A 14,898-nucleotide genomic window follows, 5' to 3' on the forward strand; every position below is an offset into this window, starting at 1 on the left:
TTGACCCTGTCTGACGCAGCCACCAGGCTGGTTGGGGGGACGTCGTGATCGGTCCGGCGTGCGGGCGGATGTCTCTCCAGGGGGCGTGGTTCGGGTGCGCGGAGTGGGACGGCTCGCGGCGTTGCCGTGCGGCAAGGTGTCCAAGTGGATCGTGCTGGCGCTGTGGATCGTCGCAGTAGGGGTGTCCTTCAGTCCGGCGGGCAAGCTGACCGGTGCGCAGGAGAACGACGCTGTCTCGTGGCTGCCCGGTAAGGCCGAGTCCACCGAGGTCTTGAAGGCGACCGAGCAGTTCTCGTCCCCGGACGAGATTCCGGCTCTGCTGGTATACGAACGCTCGTCCGGTATCACTCCTGCTGACCAGCAAGCGGTCGCCCGACAGGTGGCGCAGTACGGCGACCTGCAGGACGTCGACCGTGACGTCGTCGGGCCGATCCCGTCTGAGGATCGCAAGGCGCTGCAGGTGCTCGTACCGATCAACGCCGGCTCTGGAGGCTGGGAGACCATCGGTGCGCGCGCCGACGACATCAGGCGGATCGCGGCGGACAGGCCGAACGGACTGTCCTTCCACGTGACCGGACCAGGCGGATTCGCCGCCGACTCGCAAGAGGCCTTCGCAGGTATCGACGGCAAGCTCCTGTACTCCGCTGCAGCCGTAGTGATCGTCATCCTCTTACTCACCTACAGGAGCCCGGTGTTGTGGCTGCTGCCGCTCCTGTCCGCAGGTGTCGCACTCTTTGCTGCACAGGCCGTCATCTACGTCCTGGCGACTCGAGCGAACCTGACCGTCAACGCCCAGAGCGCGGGCATCCTGACAGTCCTTGTGTTCGGCGCGGGGACGGACTACGCCCTGCTGCTGACAGCCCGCTACCGCGAGGAACTCAGGAAGCATCAGGACCGGCATGAGGCGATGGCAATCGCTCTGCACCGGTCCGGTCCGGCGATCTTCGCATCAGGATCCACAGTGGTAGCAGGCATGCTCTGTCTGCTGTTCGCCTCGATGAACTCCACCCGCGGGCTCGGTCCGGTCGCAGCAGTCGGCATTGTGATCGCCCTGCTCGCGATGCTGACCTTGCTGCCCGCACTGCTCGTCATCTGTGGTCGTTGGGTGTTCTGGCCGCTCCGTCCGACGTACGGATCGGATGACCACACCGAGACGAGCGTATGGGGTCGCATCGGCCGACGGATCGCCGTACGGCCGCGGCTGACCTGGATCACCACGTCCGTACTCCTGGGCATCGCCGCCCTCGGCATCCTGACACTCGACGCCAATGGCCTGTCCAACGAGGAGTCCTTCGTCGGTACGCCGGACTCCGTCGTCGGAGAGAAGATCGTGGCCGCCCACTTCCCGGCCGGCGCGGGCAACCCACTGGTCGTGGTGGGCAAAGCTGACAAAGCCGCCGAGGTCCGTACGGCGATGTCGTCGACGCGAGGCATTGCGGCGGTGGCGGAGCCGCGGGTTGCCGGCGGACTGGCGTACCTCGAGGGGACCATGACCGACGCGGTGGACACGCAGGCCGCGAAGGACACTGTCGATCGCGTCCGGACGTCCGTCCACGCGGTGCCGGACGCCGACGCGCTGGCCGGCGGCGGTGCCGCAATCCTGCTGGACACGCAGCGGGCGTCCGCCCACGACAACAAGCTGATCATCCCGGTGGTGCTCGCGGTGGTGCTGGCGATCCTCGCACTGTTGCTGCGGGCACTGGTCGCGCCGGTGATGCTGGTAGCAACCGTCGTACTGTCGTTCGGCGCGGCACTCGGGATCAGCTCACTGGTGTTCAAGGCACTCGGCTTCGAGGGTGCGGACACGTCGTTGCCGCTGTTCGTCTTCGTCTTCCTGGTTGCCTTGGGCATCGACTACAACATCTTCCTGATGACGCGCGTGCACGAGGAGGCGAAGATCCACGGCACCCGGCGCGGTGCACTGATCGGGGTGGCCGCGACCGGTGGGGTGATCACGTCGGCCGGACTGGTGCTGGCTGGGACGTTCGCGGTGCTGGCGACGCTGCCGGTGGTGGCTTTCGCGGAGATCGGCATCGCGGTCGCGCTCGGCGTACTGCTCGACACCATCGTCGTCCGTTCCGTGCTGGTCACGGCGCTGAACCTGGACATCGGCCGGCACCTGTGGTGGCCGAGCCGACTGGCCCGTCAGCGCGATCCCGGGCCGGCCGACAGCCTGCCTGAGGGCGAGTCGACGCTGACCAGGACCTGATCGAGTGGCGTGGCTGATCAGCGTGGGCTGGTCAGCGTTCGCTGGGCGGAAGGTTGAGGTGCGCCCACACGGCCCGCCAGACGAACTTGGCGGCCTCACCGTCGGCCAGGGCCTCGACGACCGTCCGGCCGCCGAGTTCCTGGACCACCTGGGTCTCCGCCCAGGTCCGTGCATACGCGGGCCCGAGATGGTGGTCCATCCGTGCCCAGAATTCCGTCAGTCTCATGCCTGCCCGTCATCGTCCTTCGGCGGCGGTCCCCAACCGCCCTGCTGCCCCTGCTGAGGCGCCGACGGACCACCCTGCTGGCCCCAACCACCCTGCTGCGGCGGCTGCTGACCGTAACCCTGCGGCGGCGGACCAGGCTGCTGGCCAGGCTGTTGATCTTGACCAGGCTGCTGTCCCCAACCACCCGGACCCTGCTGAGGTGGCTGCTGCGCGCCACCCTGCTGAGGCTGACCAGGGTACTGCTGCGGACCAGGCTGACCCGGCTGCTGCGGCTGACCCGGGTACGGCCCCGGCTGACCGCCGTACGGACCAGGCTGCCCCGGCTGACCGCCGTACTGACCCGGCTGACTGCCGTACTGACCGGGCTGGCCCGGGTATTGCCCACCGGGACCCGGCTGGCCGTACTGCTGCTGCCCGAACCCGGGCTGCCCCGGGTACTGTCCCTGGCCGTACTGACCCGGCTGGCCCGGGTACTGCCCCGGATACTGCTGGCCGTAGCCCTGCGGCCCCTGCGCCTTGCGACTACGCAGGATGAAGAACACCGCCGCGGCGATCGCGAGCAGCACGAGCACGATGATCAGGATCAGCGCCCAGGTCGGGAACCCGCCACCGGCCTCGGAGGTCAGCGAGATCTTCCCGAGCTTGTCGAGGCTGTCGTACGTCGCCGTACGGCCGCTGACATTCGCACCGCTGTCGTGCTCGAGGATCTTGCCCGGCATGGTGATCTTGAAGTTCACCTCGGGCTGGCTGCCGCCGGACGGCAGGTTGCTACCCAGGTTGCCGGCCTCGACCGACACCTTGACCTTGTCGCCGTCCTTGGTGAAACCGACGCCTTCGCCGCTCGAGCTGCCCATCTTGTCGAACGGCACGTTCTGGAAGGTGCAGTTGGAACCGACGTACTTGTCGTCCTCGTACGACTTGCACTCGACGCCCTGGGTGGCCGTCGACTTGATGCTGCTCTCGATCTGCTGGCGGATCTTGTCGAGGGACTGGCCGCTGGACTGCAGCAGCTGCTTGTCGACCCCGATCTTCATGTTCCCCGAGACCGTCTCGTTCGACCCGACCTTGAGGTCGGCGTCGAGCTTCACGCACCCGGTCAACCCGACCAGGCAGGCCACGATGACGAGGGCTGCACGTACGCGGTTCATCATGCCGCCGATCATTCCAGACGAAGGGGACAACCTGCGCACCGGACGGAAACCGCCTGCTCACGGTGGGCGATCGGACGGCGCGTGAGAGCGGCGGGTGAAAACTGTCGGCGGCACCCGGCAAGATGGTCGGCGTGAAGAAGACCAGCGCGTTGAGCCGGTTCTCGCCCGCGACCCGGGCGTGGTTCGGCGACGTTTTCGAGGCGGCCACCCCGGCCCAGCTCGAGGCGTGGGACGCCATCACCGCGGGCCGGGACGCGCTGGTGGTCGCCCCGACCGGTTCCGGGAAGACGCTGGCCGCTTTCCTGTGGGCGCTGGACCGACTCGCCACGACACCGCCGCCGGCCGATCCGAAGTTGCGCTGCCGGGTGCTCTACGTGTCACCGCTGAAGGCGCTCGCAGTCGACGTCGAGCGGAACCTTCGCGCGCCGTTGATCGGTATCCGGGAGACCGCCCGCCGGCTCGGTGAGGCGCCGATCGACGTCGAGGTCGCGGTGCGTTCGGGCGACACCCCGGCCAACGAGCGACGACGGTTCGCCACGCGGCCGTCCGACGTACTCATCACGACACCGGAGTCCCTCTTCCTGTTGCTGACCTCGCAAGGCCGGGAGTCGCTCCGCGGGGTCGAGACCGTCATCGTCGACGAGGTGCATGCGGTCGCCGGGACCAAGCGGGGCGCGCATCTCGCGCTCACCCTCGAGCGGCTCGACACGCTGCTGCCGCAACCGGCGCAGCGGATCGGTCTATCGGCGACGGTGCGGCCGGTGGAGGAGGTCGCGCGGTTCCTCGGCGGCGAGCGGCCGGTGACGGTCGTGCAGCCCAAGTTCACGAAACAGTGGGATCTGAGCGTCGTCGTACCGGTCGAGGACATGGCCGAGCTGGCCGCGACCGAGGTGGAGACGTCAGGGTCCGCGGCCGGTCCGCAGCAGCATGCGTCGATCTGGCCGCATGTCGAGGAGCACGTCTTCGACCTGATCAGTCAGCACAGTTCGACGATCGTCTTCTCGAACTCGCGCCGCCTGGCCGAGCGACTGACCGCCCGGCTGAACGAGATCGCTGCCGAGCGCGCGGAGTTAGAACTGCAGGAGCTCGGCTCGCCTGCGCAGGTGATGGCGCAGTCGGGTGGATCGCTCGCGGCTCCGCCGTTGATCGCGCGGGCCCATCACGGCTCGGTCAGCAAGGAGCAGCGCGCTCTGATCGAAGAGGACCTGAAATCTGGTCGGCTGCCGTGCGTCGTGGCGACGAGCAGCCTCGAGCTCGGCATCGACATGGGTGCCGTGGATCTCGTGATCCAGGTCGAGGCCCCACCATCCGTTGCCAGCGGACTGCAGCGCGTCGGTCGTGCGGGTCACCAGGTCGGAGCGGTATCGCGTGGAGTGCTGTTCCCCAAGTTCCGCGGCGATCTGATCGACACCGCCGTCGTCGTGCAGCGGATGCGCGACGGCCTGATCGAGAGCCTGCACATCCCCGCCAATCCGCTGGATGTTCTCGCGCAGCAGATCGTGTCGATCGTGGCCCTGGACTCCATCGACGTCGACGAGCTCTTTTCTCTGGTACGACGGTGCGCGCCGTTCGCGACCCTGCCGAGATCGGCGTACGACGGGGTGCTCGACATGCTGTCCGGTCGGTACCCGTCCGACGAGTTCGCGGAGCTGCGGCCGCGGATCGTGTTCGACCGGGTGAGCGGTGAGATCTCGGGTCGGCCGGGCGCGCAGCGGCTCGCGGTGACGAGCGGTGGGACGATTCCGGATCGCGGGCTGTTCGGGGTGTTCCTGGTCGGCGAGTCGACGAACCATCGGGTGGGCGAGCTCGACGAGGAGATGGTGTACGAGTCGCGGGTCGGCGACGTGTTCACCCTCGGCGCGTCGAGCTGGCGGATCGAGGACATCACGCACGACCGCGTGCTCGTCTCCCCCGCGCCCGGTCAGCCGGGCAGATTGCCGTTCTGGAAGGGCGATGCGGTCGGGCGGCCGGCTGAGCTCGGTGCGGCAACCGGTGCGTTCGTTCGCAAGATGGCGTCGTTGCCTGCGGCCAAGGCGGTCGAGCGTGCGCGGACCGCAGGCCTGGACGAGTACGCCGCGAACAACCTCGTCTCGTATCTCGCCGAGCAGCGTGACGCGACCAGCCGCGTGCCGGACGACGTGACGATCGTGGTCGAGCGGTTCCGCGACGAGCTCGGCGACTGGCGGGTGTGCGTGCACTCGCCGTACGGCGGTCAGGTGCACGGCCCGTGGGCGCTGGCGATAGCGGCGCGACTCCGGGATCGCTACGGCATGGACGCGCAGTCGGTGTCCGGCGACGACGGGATCGTGCTGCGCCTGCCGGAGACGGACGAGCCACCGCCGGGCGCGGAGCTGGTGCTGTTCGATCCGGCAGACATCGAGGATCTCGTGACCACCGAGGTGGGCGGGTCGGCGTTGTTCGCGGCACGGTTCCGCGAGTGTGCCGCGCGGGCCTTGCTGCTGCCACGACGCAATCCGGGACGCCGGTCACCGCTGTGGCAGCAGCGGCAGCGCGCCTCGCAGTTGTTGAGTGTTGCGAGCAAGTTCGGGTCGTTCCCGATCGTGCTCGAGACACTGCGCGAAGTCTTGCAGGATGTCTACGACCTGCCTGCGTTGAAGGATCTGCTGACCGGGATCAGTGAGCGCCGGATCTCGGTCGTCGAAGTCGAGACGTCGGAGGCATCGCCGTTCGCGAAGTCGTTGCTGTTCGGCTATGTGGGCGCCTTCATGTATGAGGGCGACAGTCCGCTCGCCGAGAAGCGTGCCGCTGCGCTCGCGCTCGATCAGAGCTTGCTGGCTGAGCTGCTCGGGCGGACCGAGCTGCGTGAGTTGCTCGACGCCGAGGTCGTACTGCGGACCGAGGCCGAGCTGCAACGTCTCGCCGAGGACCGCCGAGCGCGTGATGCCGAAGGGTTGTTCGACGTACTGCGGATGGTCGGTCCGCTGTCGTTGCCGGAGGCAACCCAGCGGTGTGTCGACGGTTCGGATGCCGAGTCCTGGCTGACGTCCCTCGCGGCCGCGCGTCGCGTCGTACGCGTGCGGATCGCTGGCGAGCATCGCTGGGCGGTCGTCGAGGACGTGGCTCGATTGCGTGACGCGCTCGGCGTGCCGTTGCCACCTGGCGTTGCGGAGGCGCATGCAGAACCTGTCGCAGATCCGCTTGGCGACCTGGTGTCTCGGTACGCGCGGACGCACGGACCGTTCCGCGCGATCGATCTCGCGACCCATCTCGGCATCGGAGTCGCGGTCGTCACCGACGCACTACGGCGGCTGGGTGCGGCCGGGCGAGTCGTCGAAGGCGAGTTCCTTCCGGGCGGGATCGCACTCGAATGGTGTGACAGCGAAGTCCTCCGGCTGCTGCGACGGCGATCCCTCGCCGCGTTGCGGAAGGAGGTCGAGCCGGTCGATCCCTCCGCGCTGGCGCGATTCCTGCCGGCCTGGCAAGGCATCACGAGCAGCCGCGGACGCGGGTACGACGTACTTCTCGGAGCGGTCGAACAGCTCGCGGGATGCGCGGTGCCGGCGTCCGCGCTGGAGTCGATCGTGCTGCCGTCGCGGGTGCCCGGGTATCAGCCGTCGATGTTGGACGAGCTGACTGCGACCGGTGAGGTGGTGTGGGCCGGTGCGGGTTCGCTGCCCGGGACGGACGGATGGGTGTCGCTGCATCTGGCGGACAACTGCGACTTGACGCTGCCTGACCCGGATCCGGCGTTCGAGCTCGGCGAAACGCATCAGGCCGTGCTGGACGCGTTGTCCGGCGGCGGTGCGTTCTTCTTCCGGCAGCTGAGCGACGTCGTCGGATCCACCTCCGGTGCGATCGATGACGAGACGCTGGTCGGCGTCCTCTGGGACCTCGTCTGGTCAGGGTCGCTGACGAACGACACGTTGACGCCGGTCAGATCGCTGGTCGGTGGTGGCCGCGGCAGTCACCGAACACGTCGTGCGACTCCACGCGCGCGTCCGGGTCGCCCTGGCCGGCCAGGACGACCCGCGATGCCGTCGCGGAGTGGTCCGCCGACGGCTGGCGGCCGGTGGTCGTTGCTTCCGGCCCGCAGCACGGATACGACCCGGCGCGCGCATGCCGCGGCCGAGACCCTTCTCGATCGCTACGGCATCGTGACGCGGGGTTCGGTGATCACCGAACGGACGCCCGGTGGATTCGCGGCCGTCTACAAGGTGCTCAGTGCCTTCGAGGAGTCCGGGCGGTGCCGGCGCGGGTACTTCGTCGCAGGCCTCGGAGCTGCCCAGTTCGCATTGCCTGGAGCGGTCGATCGGCTGCGCGCGCTCGCCGAGCTTCCGACTTCGACGAAGCCTGACGGACCGTTCGGTCCTCCGGGACGGTTCGGGCCTGGTGGCGCGCGGGCAGGTGGCGCCGCTCGCCGGAAGAACGAGGAGCTGACCGCGCGCGCCGTCGTACTGGCTGCGTCCGATCCAGCAAACCCGTACGGCGCCGCGTTGCCATGGCCCGAGCGGGAAAGTGCCGGCGGTCATCGTCCGGGCCGGAAGGCGGGCGCGTTGGTCGTGATGGTCGACGGGCAGCTGATCGTGTACGTCGAGCGTGGCGGGCGGACCGTGCTGAGTTTCACGGAGGATCCCGATCTGCTGCAGCCGGCCGTTGACGCATTGGCCCTGTCGATCAGGGACGGTCAGCTCGGCAAGCTCAGTGTGGAGACAGCTGACGGTGAGCAGGTACGCCATACCGCGTTCGGGGACGCTTTGGCCAAGGCCGGCTTCCACGCCACGCCACGCGGTCTGCGGCTCCGGGCGTGAAGTAGTCGGTCATGCCAGAAGGAGACACCGTCTGGCGAGCCTGCAAGCGGCTGAACCAGGCCCTCGGCGGGCAGGAACTCGTTCGCACAGACTTCCGGGTGCCATCGCTGGCGACGACCGATCTGAGCGGACGGACAGTGCTGGAAGTCGTTGCGCGGGGCAAGCACATCCTGATGCGAATCTCCGGTGGGCTCACGCTGCACAGCCACTTCCGGATGGACGGCAGCTGGCATCTGTACCGACCCGGTGAGCGTTGGCGCGGCGGACCTGACCACGAGATCCGTGTGGTCCTGGAAACCGCACCCTGGACGGCCGTCGGCTACCGGCTGCCGGTGCTCGAGCTCGTCGCCTCCGACAACGAAGGCACCGTTGTCGGCCATCTCGGCCCGGATCTCCTGTCGCCGTCGTTCGATCGCGCCCTCGCGATCTCGAACGTCGAGTCCGATCCGGGGCGCACCATCAGCGAGGCGCTGCTCGACCAACGCAACCTCGCCGGAATCGGCAACTTCTACCGCACCGAGGTCTGCTTCCTGCTCGGTCTGCACCCGTGGCGCCCGGTCGAGGCTGTCGATGTCCCCGCCGCGATCGATCTCAGCCGCAAGCTGATGAAGGCCAACGTTCGCAACGGCACCCAGGTCAGCACCGGCGTCGACCGGCCGGGACAACGCTCCTGGGTGTTCGAACGCGCCGGCAAGCCCTGCCTCCGATGCGGTACGACGATCCTCACGTCTTCCCTCGGCGAGCCGACGCGCGAACGGGTCACCTACTGGTGCCCGGTCTGCCAGCCCGAAGCCTGATTCCTGTCGGAAACTGCCCTGTGGACAACGCCTCCGGAGGGCGAGAACACGGATACCTTCTCTGGCGCATCGAACAACTGTTCGAGCGAGAGGAGATGACGATGTGCGACAAGTGCGGCGGCCTGGACGACGAGAGGTACTCGCGGCAGCTCGAGCGGAACATTCAGACGTACGGGTGGACGATGCAGTTCATCGAGGGTGACGGCGGCCGGAACCCTGCCTTCGGGTACACACTCGGCCTCAGCCTGTACCGGCATCCGGAGATCATCGTCTTCGACCCGGAGCCTTGCTACGCCTACCTAGGGCTCACGCCGCTCGCCGAGGCGGTGCTAGACGGCGCGGCCTTCGACGAGGGCGACGACCTGCGCGGCTTCTTCCCGCCTCCGCACACCGCCGAACTCCTGCGGTTTCCCGACTCGGCGCACCACCTGTTCACCGCCAACACGATGTTCCGGCGGCCAGGTCAGCCGCCGCTGCCGGCCCTGCAACTCGTCTGGCCGAACCGCATCGCACTGATCCAGCCGTCCAGCACGGAGTCGACTCCCGACGGAGGCGTCCGATGACCCGCGACTCAGGCCGCGGCCACGACCTCGGGCTCGATGGTCGGATGCGCCAGCACCAGGGCCTCTTCACGAGCCAGGTCTTCGCTGACCTCGGCGAACACCGTCGACAACGGCACTTCCAGCGCCATGCAAATGGCCGCCAGCAACTCGCTCGAAGCTTCCTTCTGACCGCGCTCGACCTCGGACAGATAGCCGAGGCTGACGCGTGCGTCGGCGGATACCTCGCGCAGAGTGCGCCCCTGGCGCAGCCGCTTACGCCGCAGCACGTCGCCCAGCAGGCCACGAACCAGCACCATGAGGTTTCTCCCTTCCGCCTGTCCGGCCGCGTCTACTCGCACGGTAGCTCGACCGTAGGAACCAACGGTACCTGTTGCTGGGTCACTACCTCTCGCAATGTCCACCTTCGGTGCGCCGTGCCAGTCTGCCTTACCTGTCACCATGCTGGTCCTAACACCTCGATCAGTCGAGATCTTCCGCCACAAGTTCTGCTCCGAGTTCCAGGACCGCCTGCACACTCCCCCGGCGCACAGCTGCCCGGTCACCGCCCAACTGCAACTTCCGCACCTGCACCGAGCTCGGTCCGGCCGCGGCGACGTACACCGTGCCGGCCGCGACACCCGCCTGCGGGTCCGGTCCGGCCACACCGGTCGTCGCGAGCCCGTAGTCCGCCTCCAGACGCTCCCGCACGCCGCTGGCCAGCGCAGCAGCCGTATCCGGGTGCACCGGCCCCACAGCAGCCAGCAGATCCTCCGGAACGCCCGCAAGCTTGGCCTTCAGGTCAGTCGCGTACACGACAACGCCACCCCGATACACAGCCGACACCCCCGGCACATCCGTCAGAACCGCCCCGACCATCCCACCAGTCAACGACTCAGCGGTAGCCAGCGTCACGCCACGTTCCAGCAACAACCCCACCAACCGCTCAACCGCCACCTCAACACCAACACCACCACCAACGGCCACGGCCACCTCCCACTCTCAACACCCACCGCCACTGAACACCCACCACCCAACACCACACACACCACCAACCCCCCAACCTCGACACGCACCCCGCCCCAGTCAGCCTCGGCCCGGTCAGCCTCGGCCCCGTCAGCCTCAGCCCGTCAGCGTCAGCCCGACGGCTCCACCCGCCACCTCCCCAGCCAGCTCCAGCCGTCAGTTCCACGCGTCGGCCCGCGCAGGTGTCGGGAGTTGCCTGGGGTGCGCCGATGCGCCGATGCGCCGTCCGCCGTCCGCCGTCCGCCGGTCCGCCGGTCCGCGGGTGCGCGCGTGCGGAGGTGCGGAGGTGCGAGGGTGCGGGGGGCGTGCGGGTGCGGGGGTGGGGGTGGGGGGTGCGCGTCACTAGACTCCTTCGGATGTCGGAGGCTGGTGGTGGAAGTGCGAAGGGCGGGGTGCGCGGGCGAACTCTCGCGGAGGTCTATCGGCGGTTCGGTGAAGTCGATGCGCTGAAGATTTCGCCGCTGTACGCGCGCATGGCGATTGCGCTGAGCGAGTCAGCTGACGCGCTCCGGGTGATCGAGAACGCGCCGCCACGGCGGCGGCATCCAACGGCAATCCTCGCCGCACTCCATTACCTCGCCCTCTCCGGACAGGCCCCCGACCTGGCTGCAGCCTTCGCCGCCGCAAACACCACTACCGCAAACGCCAGCACCGCAAACGCCACCGCCAAGACAGGTGCAGGCAGTGGACCTGCGAGCCCTCCCGGTGCCGATGCGACAGGTGCGGGTGCCGGTGCGGTAAGTGCCGGCGCTGGCGCGGCAGGCGCGGGTGCCGGTGCGGCAAGTGTCAGCGCTGGTGCGGGTGCCGATGCGGCACGTGCCCGTGCCGGAGCGGCAGGTGCCGGTGCCGATGGGGCGGGTGCGGGTGGTGGGCTGGATGGGGTTGGGGCGGTGGCTGTGCGGGTGGTTCGGGGGCTTGGGGGTTTGGTGTTGGAGGTTGCGGCGGGGCGGAAGGTTCGGGGGGATGAGGGTGGGCGGCATGCCGTGGTGTATCCGGCTGTTGCTGAGGTGGCGCGGCGGGTTGGGGCGGGGTCGGTTGGGCTGATTGATGTGGGGCGGGCGGCTGGGCTGAATCTGACCGTCGATCGGGTGGGGATCGCGTACGGCAACGGGCAGTCGTTGGGTGATGCAGGCTCTGGGGTGCAGGTTTCGGCGTCGGTGGTGGGCGATGGGCGGGTGCCAGAGCTCGCGATGCCGAAGGTTGCGGCTCGGGTCGTGGTTGATGGTGATCCGGTGGATGTGACTGACGTGGACGAGGCGCGTTGGCTGCGGGCGTGTGTGCCGCCGGATCAGGTGGAGCGGTTGGCGCGGCTCGAGGCGGAGTTGGCGTTGGCGGAGGCGGCTCCTCCGGTGCTGGTGCGGGGTGGTGTTGTCGAGGCTCTTCCGGAGGCGATCGCTTCGGTGCCTGACGACGTACTCCCGGTGGTGATCACGACCTGGGCGTTGTCGGGGTTGGATCTTGAGGGGCGGTTGCGATTCCTGCAGCGGCTCGACGAGGCGGCGACTCGGCGGCCGGTCGCCTGGGTGTCGGTGGAGGGGGTTGGAGTCGCTCCGGGGATTCCGACGTTCGGCGATCGGCGGGCTTCGGGGCACAGCGTTATGGGATTGGGTGTGTTCGAGCACGCGTCACTGCATGCCGCGGCGGTCGGCCGTTGCTGGCTGCGCGGAGAGATGCTCGCCTGGCTCGCCGACTCACCCGCATAACCCACCTCCACCCAGCCGGCTGTGGCAGGTGGCGCGGGTTTAAGGGAGGGGGCGTTTGGCGGCGGCTCTGAGGCGGAGGGCTCGGGAGAGGTAGTCGACGCCGGTGACGAGGGTTACCACGACGGCGGCGGCCATGATGGCTACTGCTGGCCAATGGATCACGGCCAGGTGTTGCCATGGGAGGAGGTACAGACCCAGGGCTACGGCTTGGAGGACCGTCTTCAGCTTGCCGCCGCGGCTGGCGGGCATGACGCCGTGGCGGATGACCCAGAAGCGGAGGGCTGTTACGCCCCACTCGCGGACCATGACGACGATCGTGACCCACCATGGGAGTTCGCCTAGATACGAGAGGCCGAGGAAGGCGGCACCGGTGAGGGCCTTGTCTGCGATCGGGTCGGCGATCTTGCCGAAGTTCGTGACCAGGTTCCAGCGGCGGGCGATGTCACCGTCGAAGCGGTCGGTGACGATCGCGACGACGAAGGCGGCCGTCGCGAGGAGGCGGTCGCCGGTGGTGTGGCCGCCGTCGCGGAGCAGGAGCCAGACGAAGAGCGGTACCAGGATCAGGCGGAGGACCGTGAGCGCGTTCGGCACGTTCCAGGCGCTGGGCGCGTGGAGATGGCCGCCGGCTGCGTGCGGCGCCGGGTTGGTCTCCGGGTTGGTCACGCGGTCAGGTTAGCTGCCGGGCGGGCGTCTGGGGCGTTCACGAGTGCCGCGAACTCGGCGATCAGGTCGACACCGTCGTTCGACACCACCTTCGCGGATACCAGATCCCCGACCCGGATCCCGTCCGGGAGGCCCGTCACCGTTGTCATTCCGTCCACCTCGGGACCCTGGTGCGCCGCACGACCCTCGGCTGTCCGCCCGGCTCCGAGAGATCCGGCCGAGTCGCCGGCGTGTGCCGAGTCCGTCGAGCTCGCGACGTCGGCGGAGGCTGCGGAGCCCCTCGCGTCCGTGGCGTCCATGTCGAGGGATTCGACTAGGACCTCTAGGAGTTCGCCGATCCGGGATTCGGCGCGGGAGGACGTCAGGTCCTCGGCCAGGCGGGTGACGCGGTCGAGGCGGTCGGCGATGGTGTCTTCGTCGAGTTTGCCGTCGTACGTCTCGGCCTCGGTGCCGTCCTCGTCGGAGTACCCGAAGACGCCGATCGCGTCCAGGCCGGCCCGGGACAGGAAGTCGCAGAGGATGTCGACGTCCTCTTCGGTCTCGCCGGGGAAGCCGACGATGACGTTGCTGCGGATGCCGGCGGTCGGGGCTGCGGCGCGGACCTGGGCGATGAGTTCGAGGAAGCGTTCGGAGTCACCGAAGCGGCGCATCCGGCGCAGGAGCGGGCCGGAGGCGTGCTGGAAGGACAGGTCGAAGTACGGGACGACGCCGGGGGTGGCGGTCATCGCGGTGATCAGGGTGGGGCGCATCTCGGCGGGCTGCAAGTACGAGACGCGGACGCGGGTGATGCCGGGGACCTGGGCGATCTCGCCGACCAGAGTCTCGAGCAGGCGGAGGTCGCCGAGGTCCTTGCCGTAGGAGGTGGAGTTCTCGGAGACGAGGAAGAGTTCGTGTACGCCGTTCTCGGCCAGCCACTCGGCTTCGCGGAGTACCTCGGCCGGGCGGCGGGACATGAAGGCGCCGCGGAACATCGGGATCGCGCAGAACGCGCAGCGGCGGTCGCAGCCGGAGGCGAGTTTCAGCGGGGCCATCGGGCCGCCGTCGAGGCGACGACGCATGACGCGGGGGCCGCTGGCGGGAGCGGTCGCGAGGTCGGGGGCGTCGATCTTCAGCTCTTCCGGTGCGCCGGTGACAAAGCGTCCCTTGAGTTCGCTAGGGGCGTCCGAGCCGACCGGCCGGAGCGCGTCGGGGATGTGGGAACCCAGCGCGGGCGTCCGCTCATCGGCAGCCGCACCGGCGGAGGTACCGGCGGAGGCACCGGCGGACGCGGTGCCGGCGGACGCGCCGGTCGAGGTCTCGGCGGGGGCGTCGGTGGCGGCGTCTGTGGCGGCGGGGTCGCCGTGGCCGGGGATGGCTACGCCGGGGCTTGCGTGGCGGTCGGCGGGGGCCAGTGGGAGGAGTTTGCGACGGTCGCGCGGTACGTGGGACTGGTGCTTGCTGCCGGCGAGGATCGCGCGGAGGCGGTCCGAGATGTCGGCGTAGTCGTCGAAGCTGAGTACGGCGTCGGTTTCCGGCAGGGCCTCCGCGAGTTGCTCGCCGTACCGCTCGGCAAGGCAGCCGACCGCGACGACGGCCTGCGTGCGGCCCGAGTCCTTGTAGTCGGCGGCCGCGAGCAGCGTGTCGACGGAGTCCTTCTTCGCAGCCTCGACGAATCCGCAGGTGTTCACCACCACCGTGTCCGCCTCGGCGGCGTCGTCGACCAGTAGGAATCCGCCGGCTTCGAGCCGGCCGGCCAGTTCCTCGGAGTCGACATCGTTACGGGCACAGCCCAGCGTGACCAGGGCGACGGTGGTGGGTGGCGTAGTCATCCCCACG

11 protein-coding genes are annotated in these 14,898 nt (G+C 68.9%); 5 read left to right on the forward strand and 6 right to left on the reverse strand.

Annotation, left to right across the window (positions count from 1 at the left end; genetic code table 11):
- Positions 1 to 103: 103 nt before the first annotated feature.
- Positions 104 to 2,209, forward strand: a complete 2,106-nt coding sequence (locus ACWF0M_RS22740) for an MMPL family transporter (RefSeq protein WP_452237683.1) — start codon at positions 104 to 106, stop codon at positions 2,207 to 2,209.
- A 31-nt stretch (positions 2,210 to 2,240) separates the two neighbouring features.
- On the opposite strand, the gene ACWF0M_RS22745 is transcribed toward ACWF0M_RS22740, so the two are convergent.
- Both ACWF0M_RS22745 and ACWF0M_RS22750 read right to left on the reverse strand, forming a co-directional pair.
- The gene (locus ACWF0M_RS22745; RefSeq protein WP_130379664.1) at positions 2,241 to 2,435 is read right to left on the reverse strand and encodes a DUF3046 domain-containing protein; all 195 of its coding nucleotides are present in this window, start codon (positions 2,433 to 2,435) and stop codon (positions 2,241 to 2,243) included.
- Positions 2,432 to 3,586: an LppM family (lipo)protein gene (locus ACWF0M_RS22750; protein ID WP_452237684.1), complete on the reverse strand. Its 1,155-nt coding sequence runs from the start codon at positions 3,584 to 3,586 to the stop codon at positions 2,432 to 2,434. The genes ACWF0M_RS22745 and ACWF0M_RS22750 overlap by 4 nt, the downstream gene beginning before the upstream one ends.
- A gap of 122 nt (positions 3,587 to 3,708) precedes the next feature.
- On the opposite strand from ACWF0M_RS22750, the gene ACWF0M_RS22755 reads away from it, so the two are divergent.
- From ACWF0M_RS22755 to ACWF0M_RS22765, 3 genes are all read left to right on the forward strand, one after another.
- The gene (locus tag ACWF0M_RS22755; RefSeq protein WP_452237685.1) at positions 3,709 to 8,355 is read left to right on the forward strand and encodes an ATP-dependent helicase; all 4,647 of its coding nucleotides are present in this window, start codon (positions 3,709 to 3,711) and stop codon (positions 8,353 to 8,355) included.
- A gap of 11 nt (positions 8,356 to 8,366) precedes the next feature.
- On the forward strand, positions 8,367 to 9,152 hold the full coding sequence (locus ACWF0M_RS22760) for an Fpg/Nei family DNA glycosylase (RefSeq protein WP_452237686.1): 786 nt from the start codon (positions 8,367 to 8,369) through the stop codon (positions 9,150 to 9,152).
- Between the two features lie 101 nt (positions 9,153 to 9,253).
- Positions 9,254 to 9,715 carry a DUF4262 domain-containing protein gene (locus tag ACWF0M_RS22765; protein WP_452237687.1) on the forward strand — a complete coding sequence of 154 codons (462 nt, stop codon included), beginning with the start codon at positions 9,254 to 9,256 and terminating at the stop codon, positions 9,713 to 9,715.
- Positions 9,716 to 9,723: 8 nt separating this feature from the next.
- On the opposite strand, the gene ACWF0M_RS22770 is transcribed toward ACWF0M_RS22765, so the two are convergent.
- The gene (locus tag ACWF0M_RS22770) at positions 9,724 to 10,011 is read right to left on the reverse strand and encodes a helix-turn-helix domain-containing protein (RefSeq protein ID WP_130379674.1); all 288 of its coding nucleotides are present in this window, start codon (positions 10,009 to 10,011) and stop codon (positions 9,724 to 9,726) included.
- 163 nt (positions 10,012 to 10,174) lie between these two features.
- Positions 10,175 to 10,684, reverse strand: a complete 510-nt coding sequence (locus ACWF0M_RS22775) for a CinA family protein (RefSeq protein ID WP_452237688.1) — start codon at positions 10,682 to 10,684, stop codon at positions 10,175 to 10,177.
- Positions 10,685 to 11,073: 389 nt separating this feature from the next.
- Between ACWF0M_RS22775 and ACWF0M_RS22780 the strand changes: the two genes are divergently transcribed.
- A complete protein-coding gene (locus tag ACWF0M_RS22780; RefSeq protein ID WP_452237689.1) occupies positions 11,074 to 12,420 on the forward strand; it encodes a DUF2332 domain-containing protein in 1,347 nt (448 codons plus the stop codon).
- 39 nt (positions 12,421 to 12,459) lie between these two features.
- Here the strand turns inward: ACWF0M_RS22780 and pgsA are convergent, their stop codons facing one another.
- On the reverse strand, positions 12,460 to 13,083 hold the full coding sequence (pgsA, locus tag ACWF0M_RS22785; RefSeq protein WP_452237690.1) for a CDP-diacylglycerol--glycerol-3-phosphate 3-phosphatidyltransferase: 624 nt from the start codon (positions 13,081 to 13,083) through the stop codon (positions 12,460 to 12,462).
- A complete protein-coding gene (locus ACWF0M_RS22790; protein ID WP_452237691.1) occupies positions 13,080 to 14,891 on the reverse strand; it encodes a MiaB/RimO family radical SAM methylthiotransferase in 1,812 nt (603 codons plus the stop codon). Before ACWF0M_RS22790 ends, pgsA begins: the two co-directional genes overlap by 4 nt.
- Between the last annotated feature and the right edge of the window lie 7 nt (positions 14,892 to 14,898).

Source organism: Kribbella sp. NPDC055110, from assembly GCF_053607525.1.